Genomic DNA, 25,688 nt, shown 5'->3' with positions numbered 1-25,688 from the left:
TGTAGCAAATACGCTGGCAAATACCCCTATTCCGTTGAAATTAGCGCTTATGGCTAATGATTCGTTCGCGCTCCTTACGGATACTTGTTTAGTTACAAATTGTTAACAACAACCATAAACACGAAGGTATCGTTCAGTCTGTTGAGCTTGGTCTGCCGTAATTATGGCTGCATCAGCTCCGAACCATACCAGCGTACGCTGAACGGAACTCGGAGCGATGATGAACACCCCCACTGTGAATAGCGGCAACGGATCAATGCAGGCCGGGTATGCCCGGTCTGGCCCTGTTTTATCCCCTGGAGTCTGGAAGAAACTGTCCCGCCTGACGGTTCTGGCGTTTGTGCTCCTGCTCGGCGCCTGCGGTGGCAGCAGTAGCGATGATGACACAGATTCAGCAAGCCAGATTGAACCGAATGCCGAGGAGCTTCCACCGGTCAGCGACGTCAAATCGCTCAGCCAGCGGTATGTTGAGGTGACGTTTGAACGGGCGGCCTCCGAAGACGCGGCTGAAAACATAAAAAACTACAACGTTGTACTCTCCAACGGAAACTCTGCGCCGGTTGTTGCGGCAAACATGGCGGCAGATGGCAGAACGGTGCTTCTTGAGATTGCCCCCGCCCGGTCAGACCTCCAGTTGGTGCCCAACGGCACCCTGGAGTTCGATCTGGTGGGCGTGGATGATCCGGCAACGGTGTTCACCGGCAACGGCACAAATGAGCCGATCATTGAGTCCGTCGCCTCCCTGAGCGATACGGTGGTCGAGGTGCTGTTCAATGAGCCGGTGTCAGACAATGCGGGCTTTCTGGAAAACTACCGGATTGAAACGCCAGGGGGCGAAACGCTGGAGATTCTGGCGGCCACTATGGGCGCTTCCGGTGATAGCGTGATTCTGACCACCGGGCCGCAGGACGATGTGCCCTACACCGTCACGCTGACCGGCGTTTCTGGCAAGGTGAGCGCTCTACCACTGCTTGCGTCCGCCAGTAACCTGAATTTCTCAGGCCTTTCCCGCAATACGGCAGCGTCCACGGCTCCTGCAGTGACCAGCGCGCGCTCGTCTGGCAATACTGGTGTGGTGATTGACTTCAACAAGCCAATGGGAATAAGCGCCATCAACCCGGCCAACTATGCGATTGGCCAGGAAAACGTTAATCCTGAAGCCAGTGGCCTGACGGTTGTCTCTGCTGAATTCTCCGGCGCTGATCGCAGTGCCGTTGTGCTGACCACCCGTTCCCAGAATTCGCTGACCTATCGGGTGACCGTGGGCAACGTCCGGGATATTAACGGCCAGTCGTTCAGTGTCGCTAATGGCACCCTCGATGTGATTGTCGCCAACAGCACCACCTTCGCCGGCACGGGGCCGGACGCCGGTACGCTGGTTGATACCGACGGCGATGGCCTCTACGACAACGAAGAACAGAGCGGTTATACCGTAATCATTGAGATGGCCAACGGCGACATCGTAGAACGCCAGGTCACCAGTGACCCGGACGTGGCCGACACCGATGGCGACGGTGTCAGTGATGGCGCGGAACTGCAGTACGGCATGAACCCCCGCGCCACCGACACCGATGGCGACGGCCTCGATGATAACCTCGAACTCAACACTATTTTCAGCAACCCGTTTGCGCAGGACTCTGACAACGATGGCTTACAGGATGGCTTCGAACACTTCGACTTGAAGACATCGCCACTGCTTGCTGATACCGACGGCGACCAACTCTCTGACTATACCGAACTGTTTGAGTTGAACCGGAACCCACTGCTTGCGGACCTGCCCAAACTGCGCATTGATGTGGGGAATGTTCGACTGCAGATTGACGAGCGCTACAGCTACACGGACGAGACCGGCGAAGTGATCTCCCAGGAGTCAAGCTCCAATTCGACGCTGGCGACCAGCGAGAGCACTTCGTTTACAAGTTCAAGCAGTGATACCACGGAGTGGGGCGTCGAGGCGTCACTTCGGGCGGGACTTGGAAGTGGCAATTTCTTCGGCGGGAGTAGCAATAACTTAAGTGGTGGCGCTGAGCTGACGGTTACTGGCGGTTACAGTGCGTCCAGCACGGTGGCCACGGACGACGAGTCGGCGCAGGAAAGCCAGGAAGTTTACGAGAACTCCCTGGTCAAGGGGGCAGAGCTGTCCACTACCAATACGGTAGCGAGGGAAGTTGTCGGGGCCCGGATTGATGTTGATCTGTCGATTCTCAATCTTGGCAACGTTCCTTTTAACGTGAGCGATATTGAAATTACGGTGTTGCAACAAGTCGGTAGTAGGACCAACTTCCTGCCGGTCGCTACGCTGGTGTCGAACTCAGAGCTAATTTCAGGGACGCCACTGAGTGTTAGCCTGGGGGCGTTCAGCACCGAGCGCGGACCATTTTTGTTCGCCAGCCGTGAAGTGTTCCCGAACCTAGTTGAGGACATAATGCGCAAGCCGGACGGCTTGGTCTTTCGAGTGGCCAATTACCGGGTGACCGATGAACTGGGCCGTACCTATACCTTTATCAACCAAGTGGCCCGCGACCGCACCGCCCGTATCGCGCTAGATTTTGGTGATGCAGATTCAGCAACGGATTATCTGGTCGCAACCAGCGGTGTGTTGGATGATGGCGGGGTCTCCGGTGGCGGGTATCTGGGAGGTTATGCCCCAAATGGCGACGCGATCGGTTTGCCGATTGGTTATGTGCTGGAGGCTATCATGGACGTTCCGCGGCACGACACCACGCTTGACCGAATCGTTTCCGGTGTTAATGGTCTTCTTGACACCGATAACCCGACATCGGTGGGCGGCGACGACATCGTCACCCAGTTTAATGGAGAGGCGGTGGTTACTGTTGGTCCGAATGGGTGGTTGGACAGCCGACCTGCAGGTGATGATTTAATCCTCAACCCTGATGTCGCCAGCGGCATTGTTGCAGGTTTGAACAAACGCGCCGACAGTCTGGCTCAGGGGGACGATGTCCAGATTGTGCCCCGAGATACCACCGGTTTAAGTATCGGAACGCTGGTGATTGGTCCAGGAGCCAACGGCAGATTGGACACGGGGCGCTTCGGCGACGATCAAGTTGAGTTTGTGAGTGGCTATGAGACCAGTCGCACTTGTGCGGTTAGCTCCAACAAAGCGGGTGACGTGTGTCGGGTCGCTGCAGACTGCGGGTGCGAGGCAGGCGACTCAGACGTTCGGTGCCTGGTTCCGGTTGTGGAACCGGTCAATGCCTGTAGCGGACCGGAACAACTGGTGCGCATTAACACCATGCGCAATGGTGACTTGAACCGGGGCTGGGTCGTACTGACGGCTGAAAGCCTACCGCCTGCAGCGGATTTCAATGAAATTCTGGTGGAAGCGGGCAACGACCTGTTTCTGGCGTTTCTGCAAGACTTGGACGGGGATGGTCTGTTTGCCCGCAACGAGTTCCTGTCAGGATCCACGGACAGCGGAACGGACAACTACGTCAACGGTTCCTTTGGGGAAGGTTTTGATCCGGATGTGGCCGGAGGGTGCCCGCTGCCCGAGCCTTTCTGCGACGGCATCCCGGATTCCAGGGATACCGACCGGGATGGCCTGGGAGATTTCGCAGAAATCAATGTGGGCTGGAAGGTTGCAGTGGACGGCGGCAACCTGAGGCAAACCTTCTCATCACCGCGCTTTCGGGATACCGATGGCGACGGGTTGCTCGACCCCGTTGAGCAGGACTTGCGTCGTTACTGCGAGGCGAATGACTCCCGAACGGACGCTTTGTGTGCATTTTTACAACGAGACCCTGTGGTCATAGATCAGGCCATTGGCATTATTGCCGGCAGAAATGGTGTAGCAGAGAGCCAGGCGAGCGATACCGATGAGCAGTTGGTGCCGGTGGGGGCCATCGTGGCGTATGGTACGGCGGTGGTTGGTCCTGGTACGGATAACATTCTGACAACCAGCCTGGCGGGCGACGATCTTTACGAATCGATCAACAGCATCCCGCCGGCGACGGACCCGACTCAGCGGGATACCGACCGGGATGCCATTTCGGACTTCATCGAGCTTGAGGGCTTTGATGCTGGACTGGCGATCGTGGATGGTGGCAACGGAATTGCCGATTCGTTAAAGAATGGTGACGATATTCAGCGCGTGTTTTCAGGCAACCCTGTCTATCCGGAAAGTGTTGTTATTCTTCCGGGAAACAATCAGTTGATTGATAGTGTCACCAAAGGTGATGACAGAGTTCGCCCCGCTATTGAGGGCCTGGTCAGTGACCCGTTGCGACGGGATACTGATGCGGATACTTTTGTAGACGGCCTGGAGCTGGCGCTGGGGTCGAACCCGACCGAGTTTGACGGTTCTGACTTCATCGATTCCGATCTCGATGGTCTTTCAGATCGGGAAGAAGACACGCTGGGATGGGTGGTGAGCGTGAACGGAGCCATAGGCCGTCAGGTTAATTCGAGCCCGTCGCTGCCCGATACCGATTTCGACGGCTTGCCGGATGTGATTGAGCGGGACCTGCGGACCGACCCCAATAATCAGGATACTGATGGTGACGGACTGTCTGACTACGAGGAAGTGAATGACCTGAGAAAGTATGCCGAGCTTGGGCAACTCTATCCGGTTCTGGATTTCCCGAGCTCGACCGGGGGCCTGGGAACCAATCCGTTACTTTCCGACAGCGATTCGGATGGCTTGTCGGATAAAGCAGAAACGCAAGAGGGTTTTCTCCTGCTTATCCCTGGCCGCTCGACCGCAAGTACGTTTTACACCAACCCATTGCTGGCTGATACCGATCTTGATGGCGTGAACGATGGTGACGAGGTGAATCGCGGCGGATTGAATCCTGAGCCAACGGATCCGACAGATCCCGATACGGATGATGACAATCGTAATGACGGTCAGGAAAGGGCAGCGAGCAGCAATCCGTTTGTTCCCGATGCAGTGGTCACTCTTCGCTACACTTTCTTATCGTTGAATGCTGCTGGCAGTGACAACGAATGGGATTGGACATTTTATGCCCAGGGAGGCGGCGATCGTTATCCAGGTAGAGTTGTCGTAAACACAAGAGAATTCACCGATAACTCTTCTTTCGTGTTAGTGGAAGCACCGGCCTGCAATTACATTGAAGTCGGGAACCTTGCGACTCTCTACTTTAGCGGCAGTTATGCAGACCAGACGTTTGTGATGCAGGCGGGGGATGCCATTGTGTTAAACGGGACAGTCAGAGAGATCGACGGGAGCGGTGGATTTTGCCCTGCTGGAGCTCCTGTAGAGGTCGATGAGCTAGCTACTTTCGAAAAGGTTCTGACCTTTGAAGACATTGTTGGTAGTGCTGCAGGTCGAAACGGGACTATTACAACGGTTGCATTAACGGGTAGCGCGACGCCGAATGTTGGCTGGCAGGTGCTGGTCGAGTAGCAGTCAGTCCGAAGTCGAGAGCTTCTCGAAACAGACTGGCTACAAATTCCGCCCGTTGTCCAGCTTCTGGATAGCGGGTTTTTTGTGGACGTCTATTCCGTGCACATAGGCCAGGTTGAATGGTTCGATTACTTTCTGTACACTTTATTTTAATTGAACGTTCAATTAATAAAACGGACAGGAAGCGCGATGCCGATTGTTGGCGTGAAAGACACCCGAAAGCAGCAACTGATTGATGCCACCATGGCGTCTATTGCCGAGCTGGGGCTGCAGAACACCACCATCATCTCCATCAGCCGTCGTGCCGGCATGTCGTCCGGCATCATCAGCCACTATTTCGGTGGTAAGCAGGGGCTGATCGAAGCCGCGTTGCGTTATTTGCTGGACCAGTTGGGGAAGGAATTGCGGGAGCGGATGGCCCGCACCGATGGGTCGCCGGAACAACGCCTTCAGTGCATCGTCGAAGCCAATTTTTCCGAGTTCCAGCGCACCGATCTGGCGGCAAAGACCTGGCTCAGCTTCTGGGCCCGCTCCATGCACGAGCCGGGTTTGCAGCGCCTGCAGCAGATCAACAACGCCAGGCTGTACAGTAATCTGCGTTACTCCTTCGCCCAGCGTTTGCCAAAACAGGCCGCCACCGAAGCCGCCCGCCAGCTGGCGTCGATGATCGACGGCTTCTGGCTGCGAAGTGCCCTGAGCACCGATCCCCAGGAAGGCTTCTCGGCGGCGGAAACGCTGTGTAAACGATTTGCGTTGAACGCACTCGAATCCACCACGAATTCACACGATCAGGTTTGAACCCCATGACTGAATTGCCCCGTTATCAGAACTTTATCAACGGCCAGCCCATGGCCAATGCCTCCGGTGAAACCTTCCCGGTTGTGAATCCGGCCACGGGCGAAGTGATCTATGAAATGGAAATCGCCGATGAAGCTATCCAAAAGGCCGCGATAGACAGCGCCCAGGACGGCTTCAAGGTCTGGTCTGCGATGACCGGTGCCCAGCGTGGCCGTATTCTCCAGCGTGCCGTGGCGTTGCTGCGGGAGCGTAATGACGAACTGGCTGCCCTGGAAGTTCAGGACACCGGCAAACCCTGGCAGGAAGCCCAGGTCGTAGACGTGGTAACCGGTGCAGACACCCTGGAGTATTTTGCGGGGCTGGCGCCCTCGGTAGAGGGCAACCAGCAGGACCTTGGCGGGGATTTCTATTACACCCGTCGTGAGCCGCTGGGCGTGTGCGCTGGTATCGGTGCGTGGAACTACCCGCTGCAGATTGCCTGCTGGAAGTCCGCCCCGGCCCTGGCTACCGGCAACAGCATGATCTTCAAGCCCTCGGAGGAAACGCCAATGGGCGCCCTCAAGCTGGCGGAGATCTTTGTCGAAGCCGGCGTACCGGCCGGCGTGTTCAACGTGGTCCAGGGCGCGGGTGATGTCGGTGCCTGGCTGACCCACAGCCCCGATATCGCCAAGGTGTCGTTCACCGGGGAAGTCGGCACTGGCCGGAAGGTAATGACCGCGGCTGCCTCCACCCTGAAAGACGTCACCATGGAACTTGGTGGTAAATCACCGCTGATCGTTTTCGACGATGCAGACATCGATAACGCAGTGTCCGCAGCCATGCTGGGTAACTTCTATACCCAGGGCGAGGTCTGCACCAACGGGACGCGCGTGTTTGTGCATGAAGACATCTATTCGGAGTTCATGGACCGCCTGCTGGAGCGGACACTGAACAATATCCGTATGGGCGATCCCACCGATCCGGACACCAACTTTGGCGCATTGATCTCGCAGAAGCACCAGCAACTGGTGCTGGATTACATCGAGAAAGGCATTGCCGAGGGCGCCACCCTCAGCCACGGCGGTAAGGCCGCGAAGCCAGGCTCCGCGCCCGGCGGTTACTTCGTGGAGCCCACGATTTTCACCGATTGCACCGACGACATGACTATCTGCCGTGAGGAAATCTTCGGGCCGGTGATGTCGGTACTGACCTTCTCCGACGAGGAGGAAGTGATCGACCGGGCCAACAATACCGACACCGGCCTTGCTGCTGGCGTGTTCACCAACGATATCCGTCGCGCCCACCGGGTGATTCACCGCATCCAGGCTGGCATCTGCTGGATCAACAGCTACGGAGCATCGCCTGCGGAAATGCCGGTGGGTGGCTACAAGCTCTCCGGTGTTGGCCGCGAGAACGGCCGAGTCACACTCGACCACTACACCCAACTGAAGGCGGTGTACGTGGGCATGGAGGACATAGACAGCCCTTTTTAAGCGGGTTGTCAGGAGTTGCGTATGAAAGAAGTGAACTACGATTACATCATTGTCGGCGCGGGGTCTGCAGGCTGTGTGCTGGCCAACCGGCTTACCGAGGATGGCCGCCACCGGGTGCTGCTGCTGGAAACCGGCGGCAGCGACAAGAGCATCTTTATCCAGATGCCCACGGCGCTGTCCATCCCCATGAACACCAAAAAATACGCCTGGCAGTTTGAGACCGAGCCGGAACCCTACCTGGATAACCGCCGCATGCACTGCCCCCGGGGCAAGGTGCTGGGCGGCTCTTCCTCCATCAACGGCATGGTATACGTACGTGGCCATGCCCGTGATTTCGACGAGTGGCAGGAGCAGGGCGCCGAGGGCTGGGACTATCGCCACTGCCTGCCCTATTTCAAGAAGGCGGAAACCTGGGCCTTTGGCGCTGATGACTACCGTGGTGACCAGGGCCCGCTGGGCGTGAATAACGGCAACAACATGCAGAACCCGCTCTACAAGGCCTTTGTGGATGCGGGCGTGGATGCCGGTTATTTCGCCACCGACGACTACAACGGCGAGCGTCAGGAAGGTTTCGGCGCCATGCACATGACCGTCAAGAATGGTCGCCGCTGGTCTACTGCTAATGCTTACCTGCGCCCCGCCATGGCGCGGGACAATCTGACCGTGGTCACCCATGCGCTGGTGCACAAGGTGTTGCTGGAAGGCAAACAGGCCACCGGCGTGCGCTACGAGAAAGACGGCAAACTGGTGGACGTTACGGCATCAGAGGAAGTGATCCTGTCCGCGGGGTCTATCGGTTCGCCCCATCTGTTGCAGCTTTCCGGCATTGGCAACCGCGACGTACTGGAGCAGGCTGAGATCCCCGTCAATCACGAACTGGCGGGTGTGGGCGGCAACCTGCAGGATCACCTGGAGTTCTATTTCCAGTTCCGCTGCAAGCAGCCGGTCTCTCTCAATGGCAAGCTCGACTGGTGGAACAAGCTCAAGATCGGTGTTCGCTGGTTACTTAAGAAAGACGGCCTGGGTGCCACCAACCACTTTGAGTCCTGCGGATTTATCCGCTCCAAGGCGGGCGTCGAGTGGCCGGATCTGCAATATCACTTTTTGCCAGCGGCCATGCGCTACGACGGCAAGGAAGCCTTCGATGGCGACGGCTTCCAACTGCATATCGGCCACAACAAGCCCAAGAGCCGTGGTTCGGTAACTGTGCAGTCAGACGATCCGCGCCAGCCGCCGCGCATCCAGTTCAACTACCTGCAGCACGAGGATGACCGCGAAGGCTTTCGTGATTGCGTGCGCCTGACCCGTGAGATTGTCAGCCAGCCGGCGATGGACGCCTATCGAGGCTCCGAAATCCAGCCCGGCGTTGATGTGCAGAGTGACGAGGAAATAGACGCCTTTGTCCGCCAGGCGGTGGAAAGCGCCTATCACCCGTCCTGCACCTGCAAGATGGGTGTGGATGATCAGGCGGTGGTAGGGCCTGATACGCGGGTTCATGGCCTCACCGGCCTGCGGGTAGTGGACTCGTCCATCTTCCCCACTATTCCCAACGGCAACCTCAATGCTCCCACCATCATGGTGGCGGAGCGTGCCGCTGACCTCATTCGTGGCCTGGCGCCACTGAATCCGTCTGACGCCCCTGTGGCGATGGACGAGCAATGGCGAGATCGCCAGCGCCCCGGAGGGGCCGCGCGCGAGATCGCCTGATACCGTTCCCGGCGGCGCAATGGCCGCCGGTTGTTATGCAAACCATCAGGACTTACCTATCGTCGCTGCGGCGCGATAACCGTGTCGTTCTGAGCGCGCGATAGTTAAGTGTTGACCCGTCAACGCGGGGGTTTGTGTCCGATTCGAATGAACACGTGCTTCAAAGTAGAGGAGGAACACCCATGTTGTCCCATATAATAAGTAACGCCAGAAACTGGAGGTGTGTATGACACTCTGGTTATCCACAGGCCTGATTTTCACTTTCGCGGCTATCGCGCTGATCCTGTTCAAATGGTGGGACCTGAAAGTCATCGGCGTGACGCCGGTACGTACCTTCACGTTTATCGCCATTCTGTTTACCTCGGGCCTGGATGTCGGCCTGATCATGTTTCCGCTGACGGAATTTGCCGGTTACGGCAACCTGACGGAAAGTCCTGAGTACGGCTTCGCTAACCCACTGGCGATTGAGTTCGGGTTCTGGGCCTTTCTGATCTGGGGGTTCTACTTCCTTACCTGCTTCTACTTCTGTGTGATCGAGCCGCGGGTCAAGTTTTTCGACATACCGCTGGTGCGAGTGGTCAACAATGTGGTGATCATCGGCACCTGTGCCTTTACTGCGTTCCTGTTGTTGGTCAACCTGCCCTGGTATCTGCCGGAAATTGGTGACGGCGAAACCGTCGTGCCGACGTTCTACCTGATCGTCTTCGCGGCGATTGCGGCGGCGGTTTATTCCAGCAGTAAAATCAAGTATGTGCGCATACTCAGCCTGGGTTCCAGTTGGCTGTTTATCGCGCTGATTGCGGTAATGTGGGGCCGTGCCTTCCTGACGGGCAACGGCAGTGTCGGCGACTTCTTTGGCACGGCAGGGTTGATTGGTGAGTACTTCACCAACCTGCATCACTTCATGTTGCCGTTGAACGACTACCACGAGTTTTATCTGTTCTGGTGGTTCTCCTGGAGCATCATGATCGGCCAGTTCACTGCGCGCTTTGTCAGTGGCCTGCGCACCTGGCAGTTGATGATCGCGATGCTGGTGTTTCCGTCCATTGCCATCGGTACCTGGTTCTCGGTGCTCTACCATTACCACGCTGAAGGCCTGAACATCGCCAGCTATATCAACATAGCCATGATCACGGTGGGTATCCTGATGGTGATCAACTCACTGGACTCACTGATCCGGCTCTACACAGACAATCTCAACCTGACCGCAAGCCGGCTGGGACAGTGGAAGTATTATTTCGGCAACCTGATTGTGATGTGTGGTTTGACGCTGCTGTTCCAGCTCGACTTCCTGCGCATTCAGTGGGTGGGCGCTCTGGTGATTGCGCTGTACTTCGGCTGCTTCGTGTACATTGTCACGAAACGTCGCGCTGAGGTGATGGGCATTGAAGGTTCGCCCAAAGAGAATACACTCGACTTCAGGAAGATTGAGTTAGCGAGCTAGATAGCATCACACACCATCAGGGGAAACCCGGGAGGGCTTTATGTTTCTCGCCGAGAAATCGACCGGACACATGATTGAGGTGTTGGACACCAAAATGCTGATCGACCCCAACGAATCGACCGTTAAGGGCAGTCTGCATTTTGGCGAAGAAGCCCAGGACCCGGAGTTTTTCGACAAGGCCGGCCTGAATTTCCCCTCCGGGGAATCCCTGCCGCAGTGCTGGACGGACCCGGATTACCGCAGGCGGTGATCCGGGTTAACCGCAGCCATCAAATGCCAGGTCGGGCTGCCCGCGATGTTTGAGGGTATGAGCCTGACAGAGATGGCGGGCCAGGCGGTCAGCCTGATTGCACTGGGCTTCTGCATTGTCGGCTTTGCCAGCAAGCGGGATGACCGTTTGATGGTGCTGCTGATCTCCGCGAATGTGGCCTTTGCCCTTCAGTTTGCCCTGTTCGGCAGTTGGACGGCGGCGGTGCTGAGTTTGCTGGTGATCGGCCGTATCGTGCTGGCCAGGCGATATCTGGGCAACTGGAAAGTCATGCTGGCGGCGCTCGCGGTAAACCTGCTGGCAGCGGCTCTGACCTGGCGGACGCCCGTCGATTTCTTTGCCATTGGCGCGGCCATGTTCGGCACCGTCGGCATGTTTATGCTGCGCGGCATTCCCATGCGGCTGATGCTGGCCGCTGCTGCGATCTGCTGGATGTTGAACAACCTGCTGATTGGCTCTGTCGGCGGCACGCTGGCAGAGGGTATGGTGGTGGTGACCAATTTCATCACCATCTTCCGCCTGGCGAGAATGAAGCGCCGTTATCCGGAGGCCTTCGCCAAACTGAACGAGCCGGACTCATAGCCGGCCGCGTTCAAAACCCTTCAGTACGTTCACCACATTTACGCCGATGGCGTCCACGTCGTAGCCGCCTTCCATGGTGAACAGGGTAGGTAGATTCAGTGTCGCCAGCCGCTCCCCCATCAGCAGGTAGTCCGCAGACGTCAGCTTGAAGAAGGAAATCGGATCGTCCTCGAAGGTGTCTACTCCCAGAGCGATCACCAGTGCTTCGGGCTGGTATTCCGTAATGCGTTGGCAAGCGGTTTCCAGCCCTTCGCGCCAGACCTCGAAGGGCGTGCCGGGTGGATACACCAGGTTCTGGTTATAGCCGTTGCCTTCGCCTTCGCCGGTTTCATCCTCAAACCCCAGGAAGTGAGGGAACACCAGGTCCGGGTCGCCGTGCAGACTGATGGTCAGCACGTCGCTGCGCTGGTAAAAAATGGCCTGGGTACCGTTGCCATGATGGAAGTCGACATCCAGTATCGCCACGCGTTTGGCGCCCTGGTCCCGAAATGCCTGGGCGGAAATAGCCGCGTTATTGAAAAAGCAGTAGCCTCCGAGCAGATCGGCATGGGCGTGATGCCCAGGTGGGCGGCATAGTGCAAACGCGGCAGGCTCCCCGTTGGCCACCAGTGCCTGAGCCGTCAGTGCGACGTTTGCCGAGGCGCAGGCGGCGTCCCAGGTACCCTCGGTGATCGAGGTCTCGGCGGCAAAGCTGTAGTAACCCAGGCGGCCGTCGATGTCTTTTGGCACCCTTTCCCGCATCCCCCGGCCCGGCCAGACGGCGGGAATGGCCTCGCCGGGTTTATCCTCGGCTTCCCAATCCTTCCAGCAGGTCTGGAGGAAGTTGACGTAATCCGGGGTGTGCACGCGCAGAATCGGTTCCAGGCCGAAGTCGTCCGGTGGAAGAACGTCTCCCAGTTGTTCCTGCTTGACCCGGCCCAGTATGGTCTCCGCCCGGGACGGTTTCTCGTGAGGGGCGATCAATACGCCGCCGTCCAGCTCGGTCGTGGCGGTACGGCGATTGTGCAGCGGGGAAAAAACGGTTTTCATGGAAAACGATTCCGTTCTGGTTGTGGAAAGTCAGTCGTTGGCGGTTTTCTGGATACTGGAATAGAGGCAAACCCGGTTTCGTCCGCCAGCTTTGGCCTGATACAGAGCCCGGTCTGCGTAGAGCAGCAGGGTATCCAGATTATCCGACTTGTCTGGCCAGAAGGTGGCGACGCCGGCGCTGATGGCCAAAGTAAGGTGCCCACTCTCCAGCGGAAGCGGGTTGTTCTCGATGAAGCTTCTCAGGCGTTCGGCGACCTCTTCCGCGCCCGGTTCGTCGGTGTTCTCCAGAAGCACGGCAAATTCCTCTCCGCCCACACGGGCAACAATGTCGATATCCCTCAAGGCTTCCGTTGCCAGCTTGCTGAGATGGACCAGCGCCTTATCACCGACGCCGTGGCCATGGGTGTCGTTCACTTTTTTAAAGTGATCCGCATCGAACATAATGGCCGACAAAGGCGCCCCTGATCGAACTGCTTTTTTAACCGCTGTCCGACCCAGTTCGAAATAGTGTCTCCGGTTTTTCAGGCCGGTGAGTGCGTCGGTGCGCACGGTTTCCTCCAATTGGCGGATCAGTGTTTCTCGCTCCCTGCGCATGGCGTCCCGCTGGATGATTTCATCCTCCAGCAGGGTGTTGGTGTTCTCCAGTTCCCGTGTTCGTTCCTCGACACGATATTCCAGGGTTCTATTGAGCTCGTTCATTGCCCGGGTTTTCTCAGTCAGGTTCAGGATCAGGTTTCTGAGAGTGGACGATAGGGTTTTTACCTCCTCGTAGTCGTCTCTCTGCTTAATCAGAGTGGAGGGCTGATCCGGGTCCAGGTTTCGGGCTTCCTCGGTCATCTTGATTAAGGGCCGAGTGGTCCAGCGTGCAGCCAGGGATGCAAACAGGATCAGCAAAAGCGAGACAACAAAACCTGTGGCAATCAACGTATGGCGAAGGTTGTTGGCCGGGGCAAAAGCTTCTTCAGCGGGCTGTCGTACCAGCACTCGCCAGTTGAAGCTGGCGTATTCCTCACGATCACGCAGGCGGCTGAAGCCAATCAGATATTCTGTCTGTTCATCTGAAGCTCCGGCGGTCATCGAGTCCGTCACATAGCCGGAAGGGTTGCGGCTCGCCGCATCCGCCAGTGAATCCGGAATGGCCTGACCAATGCTGTCTGTTGGCCCGATCAGGATGGTGCCTTTGTGATCGGCCACGACGAGTTCTGCCTGCAGGCGCTCTTGCAGTGGGGCCAGCAAGGACTGGCCAATGGACGCCACCCAGTCCAGGTAGAGGTGTGCACCAAGAACGCCTATGAGCTCGCCGTTGTCCCGATACAGTGGTACAGCAACATCCACAAACCGAAGGGGAACAGAGGATGGGTTATCGAGTTTGGACTCCAGCAACACCGCGAGGTGAGCGTCTCCGAGAAAGGGCCCTTTGGAGGCTTCACGGAACCAGGGGCGCTCAGACACATTGGCGCCCTGAAGCAGGTTGTCCGTGCTCGTGATGACGGTACCTTCGGGTGATACCAGGCCGATCCAGGCATAGCTTGGGAAGGCGTCCTGAAGTGCATTGAGGAGAGCCGGTACGCTGACGGACTGGTCGTCCTCAATGGACTGACTGGCAATAGCGGCTGCAATGCTCAGATCGCTGTAACGCTCGTGGAGATCAATTTCGATCTTGTCCCTCAACTGCACCGCCACTTCCTGGAGGTTTTGGCTGGTGGACTTGCGTAATTCTTCAACAGCCAGATTGGAAGCCAACCAGGTGCCAATGGCGGTGGTGACGAGTATCAACCCACCGAATAGAAGAATCAGTCGGCTTTTGAGGGTGTTGAATGGCTTGATGGCAATGGCCCCATTGGTGCTTGTTATTCGTCCCAGTCGTTGACGCTGGCGCTCCCTGGCCACTATCTGACAGTATATTACTCATCCGATCAAACCACGAACGCGTTATAGGACTCCGTCATGAAAATCGCTGTCTTCTGTGGCTCCAGCCGGGGAAATGATGAACGTTTTGCCCAAGCCGCCGGAGTGTTTGGCCAGTATATGGCCAGCCAAGGTATGGATCTTGTATTTGGTGGTGGCAAGGTGGGCCTGATGGGCGTGGTTGCCGATGCCGTTCTGGCCGGCGGCCGGGAGGTATATGGCGTTATCCCCGAGTCCCTTCGCGACCGCGAGTTGGCCCATCAGGGCCTGACCCGCCTGGATGTGGTGAGCAGCATGCACGAGCGCAAGGCGCTGATGGCGGATATGGCCGACGCTTTTGTGGCGCTACCTGGCGGGCCGGGTACTATGGATGAAATTTTCGAGGCCTGGACCTGGGGCCAACTTGGATATCACAGCAAGCCCTGTGCGTTTTACAACGTGGATGGTTACTACAATGAGCTGCTGGCCTTCATCCGCACGATGTCTGGCGCGGGCTTCCTGAAACCTGAGTACGCCGAGATGGTGATCGTGAAAGACCAGCCCACCGAACTGGTATCCGCCCTGAAAAACTACCAGCCGCCCTCGCGTAAATGGTCATGAACTCGCTGAAGGCTCAGGTTTTCCGCTGCCAGGGACTGTGAGGTCACGCAGAGTGCGCCACAGACCGCCCCGAGGCGAAGGCAGGTCTTCAGGTTTTCACCGTTAAGGTGGCCACACAGAAAACCACTGAAGAAGGCGTCACCCGCACCATTGGTGTCCTGCACCTGACCGACCGGAAACGCGGGCTGTTCCAACCATTGCCCGTCCCGGCTAAGCAGGGTGGCACCGTCACTGCCATGGGTGCACACCACCAACTCCTTGCCATCATCGATCATCTTTTTCATGAAACTGCGATAGTCCGGCAGATTGTCGCTGGACAGGAAAATGACGTTCGCCGCATCGATAAACGGCTGATGATGTGGGTTTCGACCGTCGTAGTCATGCAGATCGGTCCACACCGGTTTGTTCGCGTTTTGTGCCAGGGCCAGCGCCGGCTTTGTGTAGCTCAGGATATTGATCACCACCAGTTCGCAGCCTGAGATTGCGGAGGTCACCGGTGCCCAATCAACGACACTTGGGTCAGCCGGAGGTTGGACAAACAGCGAAACCCGCCCGCCGTGAGGGTCCATCAGGTTTACGTGCTGTTCGGTCGGTGTGTCGGTGATTTCTGCAAGCAGCTCAATGCCAGGCTTATTCAGGGCGTGGCGCACCAGATCGGCCTCCGTGTCCTGTCCCAGCAGCGAATGCAGGACTACGCTGCGCCCCAGCGCTGCAAGGTTCAGCGCCTTGCCAGCACCGGTGCTGCCGACGGATCTGTAACTGCTCTTGGGCCACAGGGTTTGCGGTGTTGGGGTTGGCAGGGCATCGAGCTGGATGATGGTATCCAGCGATGCGCCGCCGATAATGACGATGGGTTTGTTCATGGGTTGGCCTCGGCAGGAAGATTAGCCCATCTTATCCGGTGTGGAACGGGTAGGGCTCCTCCCTGCGGCTACGCCCCTTTCGTTGCCTGTGGTGGTCAGGTTCGTGCCAGACATTTGATGGCGGCAGCCGCGGCCGACGTGCGGTTTTCCACGCCCAGTTTGCGAAATACCTGCTCCAGATGCTTGTTCACCGTGCGCGGGCTCATTTCCAGAATCTGTCCGATTTCGCGGTTGGTTTTGCCATTGGCTATCCACAACAGCACATCGGACTCCCGGCCGGTCAGGCTGAAGCGCGTCCGAAGAGCGCCCGTGGCCTCGCTGGGCTTCTGCACCTCTTGCAGTCGCAACAGGTATTCCCTTTCGTCGACCAGAGTGAGGAATTCCACCGCGTGGAGCTCGGGCAGGAAATCCAGAGTAAGGCTGTGGCCGTTCTCCGGATTGTGGCTCAACCAGGTGGCCAGGTTATTGGTCAGTAGCTCAAGGTTGTTGGAGCCGCCGCCAGTGAGCCGCTGATGAACCTGGGGGGTGGACCACAGAATGGCTCCGTGACGGTCCACGGCAAACAGGTTCTGTCCGGCGGTATCCAGTGCGGCCCGAGCGCTGTGTGCCATGCGGGCGTTTGTCAGATGTACCTGCATGCGGGCCATCAGTTCGGTGGTGTTAATGGGTTTGGTGATGTAGTCCACGCCGCCGCATTTGAGCCCCATCACCACGTGCTCAGTATCGCTGAGGCCGGTCATGAAAATGATAGGGGTATTTGCGAAGTCCGGATTCTGCTTCAGCCGACGGCAGGTTTCGAAGCCATCCATGTTGGGCATGATGGCGTCCATCAGCACAATGTCCGGGGTGATGTTCTGACTGATGGTCAGGGCCTGGCTGCCTTCCAGCGCAATCAATACCGTCATGCCGGCACTTTCCAGGGCGTCGTTGATCATGCGAATGCAGTCAACTGCATCGTCCACCACCATAACGACCGTCTTTCGGGCTTCAGGTGTGCTCATGTTCCGTCACCTTGATCAAATCGATGATTTTTTCGAACTGGAAGTCGTTGGTGAGCTTCACAAGTTCTTCTACAAACACCGGATCGGCCTCGCTCCGGTAACGGAGTCCGTGCAGTGCCTCAAGAAGTCCTTTTTTGTGGCCGATGGTGGCCAGCCCCACCAGCGCGGCGCGATGTTCAGCCGCGGGCAGAATCAGCGTTTCCGATTCGGGCGTAATGGTGGCTGCCAGCGGTTCCGGGCTTTTCTCGAAGCGCCAGTCGAGGGTAAGCAGCCGGGCGATGTGGTCCAGCAGCAGGTTCAAGCGCACCGGCTTGATGATGTAACCGTTGTGCAGGGTGGGTGATTCCGGCCGGTTGCGTCCTTCGCTGGCGTCGGCCGATACCATGACCACGGGCACCTGATGGTTGTTGCTTCGCAATTGCGTAAGGATATCCCAGCCGCTGTAACCGGGCATGGAGACATCGAGTAACACCAAGTCGGGATGGCTGTTGTCGATGGCATCCACCACCGCCAGGGAGTTGCCGATGTCGACAATCTCAAAACCCAGCGGAGCTAGCATGGCTCGGATCACCTGGCGGTGGGAGGACTCGTCATCCACCACCATGATCTTGCGTCGCGGGCCTTTGTAGCCATAAATGCGCCGGGCCGGAGATGTCATGGATTCCGGGCGGGGGGTATGCAGGCTGGACAGCATCAGGCTGACGCGGAAGGTACTGCCTTCCCCGGGCGTGCTCTCTACAGAGAGATCGCCGCCCATGATTTCGGTCAACAGCCGGGTGATGGTGAGCCCGAGCCCGGTGCCGGTGCGACTTTGTCCGGGGGTGCGTATACGCTCGAAAGGTCGGAATATGCGCTCGATGTTTTCTTCGGCGATACCTTCACCGGTGTCCTTTATCGTGAACTCAGCCACCTGGCTGCGATATTTCAGGGTTAACGAAATGCTGCCGTTGTCGGTGTATTTGAGCGCATTGGACAGCAGGTTGATGAGTATCTGCCGCAGGCGCTTTTCATCCGTGGTCACCAGTTCGGGTAAGCGGGTAGGGCCGTGGTAACTGAAAGCCAGCCCTTTCTCTTCCGCTTGCAGCCGGAACATGTGCACCAGTTGCTCCATCAGCAGGTCAATACGCACTTCGTCCCGGTGCAGGTCCAGCCGCCCGGCTTCGATCTTGGAGATGTCCAGCAGGCCTTCGATTAGGTCTGCCAGATACTCACCGCTGCGGCGTATGACACCCAGTGCGTCCTTGCGGTTGTCGGGGATAGCGGTGTCGTTCTCCATCAGCTGGGCGTAACCCAGGATTGCGTTCAGCGGTGAACGCAGCTCGTGGCTGATGCCAGTCAGGTAGCGGCTCTTTGCGCCGTTGGCCGCTTCTGCGTGCTCCTTGGCCTGTTGCAGGGCCTGATCCGTGCGCTCGTGGGCCACGATTTCCTCAGTCAGAAGACGGGTCTGTCGCTGGGACTCCTCCTCGGCCACCACGCGGCTTTCATGGGCCAGCACAAACAGCCAGCACACCACGCCGGTGATAATGATCAGCACGAAGAACACCTTCCACAGGGTGATCGACAGCAGCGCGGCTTCGGTGGGCGAGTTCACCGGTGTCTTGGCGTATATCAGTGCCAGAAGAAGCCCGGACAGACCGTTGATCAGGAACAACAACGTCAGGAAGTGGCCAATGCGCGAGTGTAGTTTTGAGAGCACTGACTCGGGAATAAACAGGCCAAAAAACTGCTGCAGCTGATGCCGATAACCTGCACCGGGTTTACAGAAATCGCCGCAGCGGGCATCAAGGGAGCAGCACAGCGAGCAGATATTGCCGGCATAGGCCGGGCAGCCAGTCACGTCTTCCGGCTCGAATTCGTGTTCGCAGATACAGCAGGCGACAAGTTGTCGGTCAGTGGCGATGGGCACGAATGGGCGTGCGGTATAGAAGCGCCCACGAGTACGCCAGGCAATGACGGGCGCGATCACCAATGCTGAACCCAGGGTAATGAAGTGTGACAGCGCCTGGGGTACGTCGCCAATGGCGCCACCGTGGCACACCATACCAATGACCGAGGCCAGTATCATGGCACCGACACCAACGGGGTTGATGTCGTACAGGTGTGCCCGCTTGAACTCGATGTGCTTCGGGCTGAAGCCCAGTGGTTTGTTGATCACCAGGTCGGCCACCAGGGAGCCCACCCACGCCACCGCTACGACGCCATAAAAGCCCAGAGTCTCTTCCAGGGCGCGATAAACACCCAACTCCATCACCAGCAAGGCAATGGTCACGTTGAAGACCAGCCACACCACACGGCCCGGATGGCTGTGCGTCAGACGTGAGAAAAAATTCGACCAGGCAATGGAGCCTGCATAGGCGTTAGTGACGTTGATCTTGACCTGGCAAAGAATGACAAAGATGCCCGCGATGGCCAGCGCCACTTCCGGAGACGACGAGAGATAGCCGAATGCCACCATGTACATGCGGGTTGGGTCGGAGGCATCCAGTGCCGACACGCCATGGTTCAGGGCCAGTACAGCCAGGAACGAGCCCGCCAGGATTTTCAACGCACCAATGACGATCCATCCAGGCCCACCGGCCATCACCGCCGTCCACCACCGCAAACGCTGCCCTTGCTCAGGCTCAGGCACAAAACGCAGGAAATCGACCTGTTCGCCAATCTGTGCAATCAACGAGAACACCACGGCCGACGCTGCCCCAAAAAGCAGCAGGTTGAACTCGCCGCCCTGATTGGGAGCAGTGCCCTCAAACTGCGTCCAGTCCGACACCGAGCCGGCGTCCATGTAGATGATGAAAACAAACGGCAGCAGCTGCAGCACAATCCATGCCGGTTGGGTCCAGAGCTGGAACTTGCTGATGGCGGTTATGCCGTGGGTGACCAGGGGGATAATCACCACCGAACAAATGAGATAACCGATTACCAACGGTATATCCAGCAGCAGCTCCAGCGCCATGGCCATGATCGCTGCTTCGATTGCGAAAAAGATAAACGTAAATGAGGCGTAGATCAGCGAGGTGATGGTGGAGCCGATGTAGCCGAAGCCGGCGCCTCGGGTAAGCAGGTCTATATCAACACCATAGCGAGCGGCGTAGTAGCTGATGGGTATAGCGGTCAGAAAAATGATCAGCGCTACGGCGCAGATGGCCGCGACTGCGTTGTTGAATCCGTAGTGGATAGTGATGGCCCCACCGATGGCTTCCAGCGCCAGAAAGGAAATCGCTCCCAGAGCCGTATTAGTAACGCGGGCGGCGGACCAGCGCCGAGCACTCTTTGCGGTAAACCGCAAGGCGTAGTCTTCGAGCGTCTGGTTAGCCACCCACTGATTGTAATTGCGCCTTACACGGAAAATGCTTTGTCGTGCGGCCATCGTTGTGTTGCCTGTGTCGCTGGATAAGGAGTGCCCGAAAATAAGTGCGGTTGCGTGGCGCGGTGCACCGGACCTGAAAACACCAACAATTTTCGTGCCATGGACAGGAACGCAAGAAAAAGCGGACACATTTAAATCGTGTACCCGCGTTTTAGCCTGTATTGCCGGAATCAGGAATGCGTCAAATGACGTAGTGTGCTGGGGTGATTGCCGAATGGGCTCCCTTAAAGGGCGCAAGCAGAATGTTTGATGTGGACGCTGTGCTTTCGATGAAAAGCGCGGTACCGGATTTCAAACACTGCGAGGAATCACCATGGGTACGACAGATAAAAACGCCAGCATACGATCGCCTGGCAAGAGGCCAGGGTTTAGAAAAAGTCTGATGACACTGGCGGCGTCCGTTATGCTGGCTACCTCCGCGCAAGCGGCGACACCCAGTACGGCAGAAGTCAATACAACCGATCTGGCGGTGACGGATGACACCGTTACGGTTGGTATACTGCACTCTATCACCGGCACCATGGCAATCAGTGAGATTGGCTCGGTGCAGGCGGAAAAGCTGGCGATTGAACAGATAAACGCGTCTGGTGGTGTTCTGGGTCGCCAGATAGAGTTTGTTCAGGAAGACGGCGCCAGCGACTGGCCGACGTTTGCCGAAAAGTCCCGCAAGCTTCTGCGTCAGGATAATGTGGCCGCGATCTTTGGCGCGTGGACCTCTGCGTCACGCAAGGCCATCCTGCCGGTGATCGAACAGTACAACGGCATGCTGTATTACCCCACCTTCTATGAAGGTCTTGAGCAGTCCCCGAACGTGGTTTACACCGGCCAGGAAGCGACCCAGCAGATTCTTGCGGGTATCGACTGGGCGGTAAAGGAAAAGGGCGCCAAGAGCTTTTACCTGCTCGGATCCGACTACATCTGGCCGCGAACCTCCAACAAGATCGCCCGCAAGCACATCGATAAGCTGGGCCTGAAAGTTGTGGGTGAAGAGTATTACCCACTGGGCCACACCCAGTTCAACTCGGTGATCAACAAGATCAAGCTCAAGAAGCCCGACGTGATCTTCGCGTCCGTGGTGGGCGGTTCCAACGTGGCCTTCTACAAGCAGATGAAAGCCGCCGGTGTTGATTTCACCGACGAGAAACCGCTGCTGCTGACGATCTCCGTAACCGAGGACGAAATCCGCGGTATCGGCGGCGACAACGTGGAAGGTATCTACGCCTCCATGAAGTACTTCCAGAGCCTGGACAACCCCAACAACAAGGAGTTTGTTGCGGCCTTCAAGGAAACCTACGGCGATGACATGGTGATCGGCGACGTTACCCAGGCCGCGTATCTCGGTCCCTGGTTGTGGAAAGCGGCGGTTGAAAAGGCCGGCTCTTTCGACATCGACAAGATTCGCGAAGAGTTCGCAGGCATCGAATTCACCAAGGCGCCGGAAGGTTACGTACGCATCCACGAAAACCATCACCTGTGGTCCAAGACCCGGATTGGCCAGGCCCAGCTTGATGGTCAGTACAAGGTGGTTCACGAAACAGAAGAGCTGATGGAGCCAGACCCGTTCCCGGAAGGTTACCAGTAAAACGGAATGGCCGGCGCCACCGCGCGCCGGCCTTCATCGCCTCCGCAACGCAAAGCATGTTGGTTTGAAGGGGAGAAGGGTCATGTTCGATGGCTACACCAGCAGTGAATTGATGTCGATATTTGCCATGCAGGGGTTTGCCGGGCTCTCCCTGTTTTCAGTGTTCGTACTGATGGCAATGGGCCTGGCCATCATTTTTGGTCAGATGGGCGTGATCAACATGGCCCATGGGGAATTCATGATCCTCGGTGCCTACACCACCTACCTGACGTCGAGTTTTTTCCAGTCCTACCTGCCCGGACTGTTTGGCGGTTACTTCTTCTTCGCCATCATCCTGGCCTTTTTGATATGCGCTGCCTTGGGAGCACTCGTTGAGTGGCTGATGATACGGCATCTCTACCACCGGCCACTCGATACCTTGCTGGCCACCTGGGGGTTGAGCCTGATCATGCAGCAGGCCTACCGCTCCATCTTTGGTGCCCGCGAAGTGGGCGTTGATCTTCCTGAATGGATGATGGGCGCCTTCCAGGTGACCGATTTGGTGGAACTGCCGATCAACGGCTTGTTCGTGATGATCATCGCGCTCTCCATTGCAGTCGCCGTTTACCTGCTCATGTACCGCTCCGGCTGGGGCAAGAACGTGCGGGCTGTGGTTCAGAACCGTCCTATGGCTGAGGCTGTTGGTATCAACAGTGCTGGTATCGACCGCGCAACCTTTGCCCTCGGCTGCGGTATCGCCGGGATTGCTGGCGCCGCGTTCACCATGATCGGTTCCACCGGGCCGTCGTCCGGGCAGGCCTACATTGTCGATACCTTCCTGGTGGTGGTCTTCGGCGGCGCCCAAAGCCTGATTGGCACCATTATTTCCGCCTTCGGCATTTCCCAGGCCCAGTCCACCATGGAGTTTTTCCTGAGTGGTTCCATGGCCAAGGTTCTCACCCTGCTGGTTGTCGTCGGCATTCTGATGCTGCGTCCAGAAGGACTCATGGCCCTCAAGGTCCGTCGCTAGGAGATTGTCATGAAGAGTTCATCCCCCCTGAAATGGTTCGGCTCCCGCGAGGGCCTGTATTACCTGGCGCTGGCGTGTCTGCTGGTTGTCATCCTGCCGCTGGCTCTGGACCCGTTCCGGCTGAACATGGTGGGTAAGTACCTGACATACGCCTTCGTGGCGATCGGACTGGTGATGTGCTGGGGTAAAGCCGGCATCCTCAGCCTGGGCCAGGGCGTGTTCTTCGGCCTGGGCGGATACTGCATGGCGATGTTCCTGAAGCTGGAAGCCTCCACGCCAGAGGCGACGGCGATCCAGTCCACCCCGGGCATTCCGGATTTCATGGACTGGAACCAGCTCACCGAGCTGCCGTGGTTCTGGGAACCGTTCCATAGCTTCTCGTTCACGTTGATCGCGGTTATTGGCGTGCCCGTTCTGCTGGCTTTCGTGATCGGTTTTGCAATGTTCACCCGCCGTGTAGGTGGCGTGTACTTTGCCATCATCACCCAGGCCATTGCCGCAATCCTGACCATCCTGATTATCGGACAACAGGGGTACACCGGTGGCGTAAACGGCATTACCGATCTGCAGACCCTGAAGGACTGGGATATCCGCACCGATGAGGCACGGACCGCCCTGTACTTCGTCTGTGTCGGAATGCTGTTCCTTTGCCTGTTCGTGGCACGGCTTGTCCAGAACCGGAAACTGGGCCGCATTCTCGTGGCGATGAATGCCCAGGAAATGCGGGTGCGCTTTTCAGGCTATGACGTGGCTGCCTTCAAGATTTTCGTGTTCTGCCTGGCGGCGGCCTTCGCTGGTATCGGCGGCGCAATGTTCACCCTGATTGTTGGCTTCATGTCGCCGTCCTTCATCGGCATTGTTGCCTCCATCGAGATGGTCATCTTCTGTGCGCTTGGAGGCCGGTTGTCCATTCTCGGAGCGGTTTACGGTGCCTTGTTGGTGAATGCCGCCAAAAGTGGCTTTTCCGAATCCTTCCCGGAACTCTGGCCTTTTGCCATGGGGGCTCTGTTTATTGGTGTGGTGCTGGCATTCCCGAACGGCCTGGCAGGACTTTACCGCAGCTATGTCATGCCCCTGGAAGAGCGCTTGTTCAAACGCAAAGCGCCTGTGGCTAACGCCACCGCCGAGCCTTCGGCCACCAAGCCTGGTGCTGAAAAGGCTGACGATTATGATCCGATGATCAATACCTACAGCCCGGAGAAATCCTGATGAGTGCAGCCAAAAGCAAAGGCACGGATTTTCTGCTGGCGGTTGAGGGCCTGACCGTATCATTCGACGGCTTCAAGGCCGTGGATGACCTGTCTTTCTACCTCGACCCCAAGGAAATCCGGGTCATTATCGGCCCCAATGGTGCTGGCAAAACCACCGTTCTCGATCTGATCTGCGGCAAAACCAAGGCGACTGCCGGTTCGATCAAGTTTGCCGGCAAGGAGCTGACCAAACTCAAGGAACACCAGATCGTTCATTCCGGTGTGGGCCGGAAGTTTCAGACACCATCGGTGTTTGAAGATCTGACTGTGTTTGAAAACCTCGAGGTGTCCTACCCGCAGGGCCACAGCGTGATGGGGGCGCTGGCCTTCAAGCGGGACCGGGCGGTAGTTGAGGCTGTGGAAGAGGTGGCAGAAACCATCTTCCTGACGGACGCCCTGAACGAACCGGCGGCCTCGCTCAGCCACGGTCAGAAACAGTGGCTGGAGATCGGCATGCTGCTGATCCAGAAGCCGGATCTGCTGATGCTGGATGAGCCGGTGGCCGGAATGTCGGTGGCCGAGCGCAAGAAAACCGCCGAACTGCTCCGGGTGATCACCCGGGACCATACGGTACTGGTGATCGAGCATGACATGCAGTTCGTTGGTGACATCGCCGACCGGGTGACCGTGATGCACCAGGGCAAGGTTCTTTCGGAAGGGTCCATTGAGCACGTGAAGTCGGACCCGAAAGTCATCGAAGTCTATCTGGGGCACTGAGCATGCTGAGCGTCAAACATCATTCGGTGGCCTATGGCCAAAGCACCATCATCGGGGACCTGAACCTTGAGGTGGGAAAAAACGAGATTGTGGCCGTGGTGGGCCGCAACGGCATGGGCAAGACCACGCTGATGAAATCCCTGGTAGGCATGACCCCCACCAAAGGCGGTGAGGTCAGCCTGGATGGTTCCAACATTTCCAACCTGAAGAGCTTCCAGCGGGTAAGGGCTGGCATTGGTTTTGTGCCTCAGGGCCGGATGATTTTTCCAACCCTTACGGTAAGGGAAAACATTGAAACGGCCCTGTCCGCCGTGGGTGAAAAGAAGGTACCGGAGGATCTGTACGAGATGTTTCCGGTACTGAAGGAAATGCAGAACAGGCGCGGCGGTAATCTGTCTGGTGGTCAGCAGCAACAGCTCGCCATTGCCCGCGCACTGGCCACGCGGCCCAAGGTGCTGCTGCTTGACGAACCCACCGAAGGCATTCAGCCCAATATCATCAAAGAGATCGCTCAGACACTACGGCGTATCCGCGATGAGCGCGGTTTGTCGATAGTTGTCTCTGAGCAGGTCCTGAGCTTTGTGATGGACGCGGCGGACCGGATTCTGGTGATCGAGAAGGGAACCATCGTGCACGAAGAGAACAGGGCTGAAGCAGACCAGGAAAAGATTGCCAGTTACCTGGCGGTTTAACGAGGAGCGAATT

General features: G+C 57.5%; 18 protein-coding genes. 13 read left to right on the top strand and 5 right to left on the bottom strand.

What is annotated here, in order from left to right; genetic code table 11:
• Positions 1 to 217 precede the first annotated feature (217 nt).
• The 7 genes from AAGD24_RS19750 to AAGD24_RS19720 all read left to right on the top strand — a co-directional run bounded on the left by AAGD24_RS19750 (position 218) and on the right by AAGD24_RS19720 (position 11,657).
• Positions 218 to 5,386 carry a hypothetical protein gene (locus AAGD24_RS19750; RefSeq protein WP_091643988.1) on the top strand — a complete coding sequence of 1,723 codons (5,169 nt, stop codon included), beginning with the start codon at positions 218 to 220 and terminating at the stop codon, positions 5,384 to 5,386.
• Between the two features lie 189 nt (positions 5,387 to 5,575).
• Positions 5,576 to 6,184 carry a transcriptional regulator BetI gene (betI, locus tag AAGD24_RS19745; RefSeq protein WP_199446786.1) on the top strand — a complete coding sequence of 203 codons (609 nt, stop codon included), beginning with the start codon at positions 5,576 to 5,578 and terminating at the stop codon, positions 6,182 to 6,184.
• A 5-nt stretch (positions 6,185 to 6,189) separates the two neighbouring features.
• Positions 6,190 to 7,656, top strand: coding sequence for a betaine-aldehyde dehydrogenase (betB, locus tag AAGD24_RS19740; protein WP_273622699.1), 1,467 nt, complete (start codon positions 6,190 to 6,192; stop codon positions 7,654 to 7,656).
• A gap of 21 nt (positions 7,657 to 7,677) precedes the next feature.
• On the top strand, positions 7,678 to 9,363 hold the full coding sequence (gene betA / locus AAGD24_RS19735) for a choline dehydrogenase (RefSeq protein WP_036211638.1): 1,686 nt from the start codon (positions 7,678 to 7,680) through the stop codon (positions 9,361 to 9,363).
• 226 nt (positions 9,364 to 9,589) lie between these two features.
• Positions 9,590 to 10,807, top strand: a complete 1,218-nt coding sequence (locus tag AAGD24_RS19730; RefSeq protein ID WP_041332893.1) for a choline transporter — start codon at positions 9,590 to 9,592, stop codon at positions 10,805 to 10,807.
• A 40-nt stretch (positions 10,808 to 10,847) separates the two neighbouring features.
• A complete protein-coding gene (locus AAGD24_RS19725) occupies positions 10,848 to 11,057 on the top strand; it encodes a hypothetical protein (protein ID WP_041332895.1) in 210 nt (69 codons plus the stop codon).
• A 45-nt stretch (positions 11,058 to 11,102) separates the two neighbouring features.
• The gene (locus tag AAGD24_RS19720) at positions 11,103 to 11,657 is read left to right on the top strand and encodes a YgjV family protein (protein WP_273622697.1); all 555 of its coding nucleotides are present in this window, start codon (positions 11,103 to 11,105) and stop codon (positions 11,655 to 11,657) included.
• On the opposite strand, the gene AAGD24_RS19715 is transcribed toward AAGD24_RS19720, so the two are convergent.
• Both AAGD24_RS19715 and AAGD24_RS19710 read right to left on the bottom strand, forming a co-directional pair.
• Positions 11,652 to 12,686 carry a histone deacetylase family protein gene (locus AAGD24_RS19715; protein ID WP_273622696.1) on the bottom strand — a complete coding sequence of 345 codons (1,035 nt, stop codon included), beginning with the start codon at positions 12,684 to 12,686 and terminating at the stop codon, positions 11,652 to 11,654. The two genes, AAGD24_RS19720 and AAGD24_RS19715, sit on opposite strands and share 6 nt — an antisense overlap.
• A 30-nt stretch (positions 12,687 to 12,716) precedes the next feature.
• A complete protein-coding gene (locus AAGD24_RS19710; protein ID WP_273622695.1) occupies positions 12,717 to 14,576 on the bottom strand; it encodes a diguanylate cyclase in 1,860 nt (619 codons plus the stop codon).
• A 57-nt stretch (positions 14,577 to 14,633) separates the two neighbouring features.
• Between AAGD24_RS19710 and AAGD24_RS19705 the strand changes: the two genes are divergently transcribed.
• Positions 14,634 to 15,194 (top strand): TIGR00730 family Rossman fold protein, encoded by a 561-nt coding sequence (locus tag AAGD24_RS19705; protein ID WP_041332903.1) that lies wholly within the window; start codon positions 14,634 to 14,636, stop codon positions 15,192 to 15,194.
• On the opposite strand, the gene AAGD24_RS19700 is transcribed toward AAGD24_RS19705, so the two are convergent.
• The 3 genes from AAGD24_RS19700 to AAGD24_RS19690 form a co-directional block, all read right to left on the bottom strand.
• A complete protein-coding gene (locus tag AAGD24_RS19700; protein WP_273622693.1) occupies positions 15,164 to 16,057 on the bottom strand; it encodes a carbohydrate kinase family protein in 894 nt (297 codons plus the stop codon). The genes AAGD24_RS19705 and AAGD24_RS19700 overlap by 31 nt on opposite strands.
• 95 nt (positions 16,058 to 16,152) lie before the next feature.
• The gene (locus AAGD24_RS19695; protein ID WP_273622692.1) at positions 16,153 to 17,058 is read right to left on the bottom strand and encodes a DNA-binding response regulator; all 906 of its coding nucleotides are present in this window, start codon (positions 17,056 to 17,058) and stop codon (positions 16,153 to 16,155) included.
• On the bottom strand, positions 17,045 to 20,425 hold the full coding sequence (locus AAGD24_RS19690) for an ATP-binding protein (RefSeq protein WP_007153044.1): 3,381 nt from the start codon (positions 20,423 to 20,425) through the stop codon (positions 17,045 to 17,047). Before AAGD24_RS19690 ends, AAGD24_RS19695 begins: the two co-directional genes overlap by 14 nt.
• 382 nt (positions 20,426 to 20,807) lie before the next feature.
• Between AAGD24_RS19690 and urtA the strand changes: the two genes are divergently transcribed.
• From urtA to urtE, 5 genes are all read left to right on the top strand, one after another.
• Positions 20,808 to 22,007, top strand: a complete 1,200-nt coding sequence (gene urtA, locus AAGD24_RS19685) for an urea ABC transporter substrate-binding protein (RefSeq protein ID WP_007153045.1) — start codon at positions 20,808 to 20,810, stop codon at positions 22,005 to 22,007.
• Between the two features lie 82 nt (positions 22,008 to 22,089).
• The gene (urtB, locus tag AAGD24_RS19680) at positions 22,090 to 23,016 is read left to right on the top strand and encodes an urea ABC transporter permease subunit UrtB (RefSeq protein ID WP_007153046.1); all 927 of its coding nucleotides are present in this window, start codon (positions 22,090 to 22,092) and stop codon (positions 23,014 to 23,016) included.
• Positions 23,017 to 23,025: 9 nt separating this feature from the next.
• Positions 23,026 to 24,225 (top strand): urea ABC transporter permease subunit UrtC, encoded by a 1,200-nt coding sequence (gene urtC, locus AAGD24_RS19675; protein WP_127401980.1) that lies wholly within the window; start codon positions 23,026 to 23,028, stop codon positions 24,223 to 24,225.
• Positions 24,225 to 24,983: an urea ABC transporter ATP-binding protein UrtD gene (urtD, locus tag AAGD24_RS19670; protein ID WP_007153048.1), complete on the top strand. Its 759-nt coding sequence runs from the start codon at positions 24,225 to 24,227 to the stop codon at positions 24,981 to 24,983. Before urtC ends, urtD begins: the two co-directional genes overlap by 1 nt.
• Before the next feature lie 2 nt (positions 24,984 to 24,985).
• On the top strand, positions 24,986 to 25,675 hold the full coding sequence (gene urtE, locus AAGD24_RS19665; protein WP_075194623.1) for an urea ABC transporter ATP-binding subunit UrtE: 690 nt from the start codon (positions 24,986 to 24,988) through the stop codon (positions 25,673 to 25,675).
• Positions 25,676 to 25,688: the final 13 nt, after the last annotated feature.

This window comes from Marinobacter sp. M5B, assembly GCF_042604615.1.
Lineage (GTDB): Bacteria > Pseudomonadota > Gammaproteobacteria > Pseudomonadales > Oleiphilaceae > Marinobacter > Marinobacter salarius.
The sequence above is the reverse complement of the archived record's forward strand: the minus strand, read 5'-3'. Positions and strand labels throughout refer to the sequence as shown.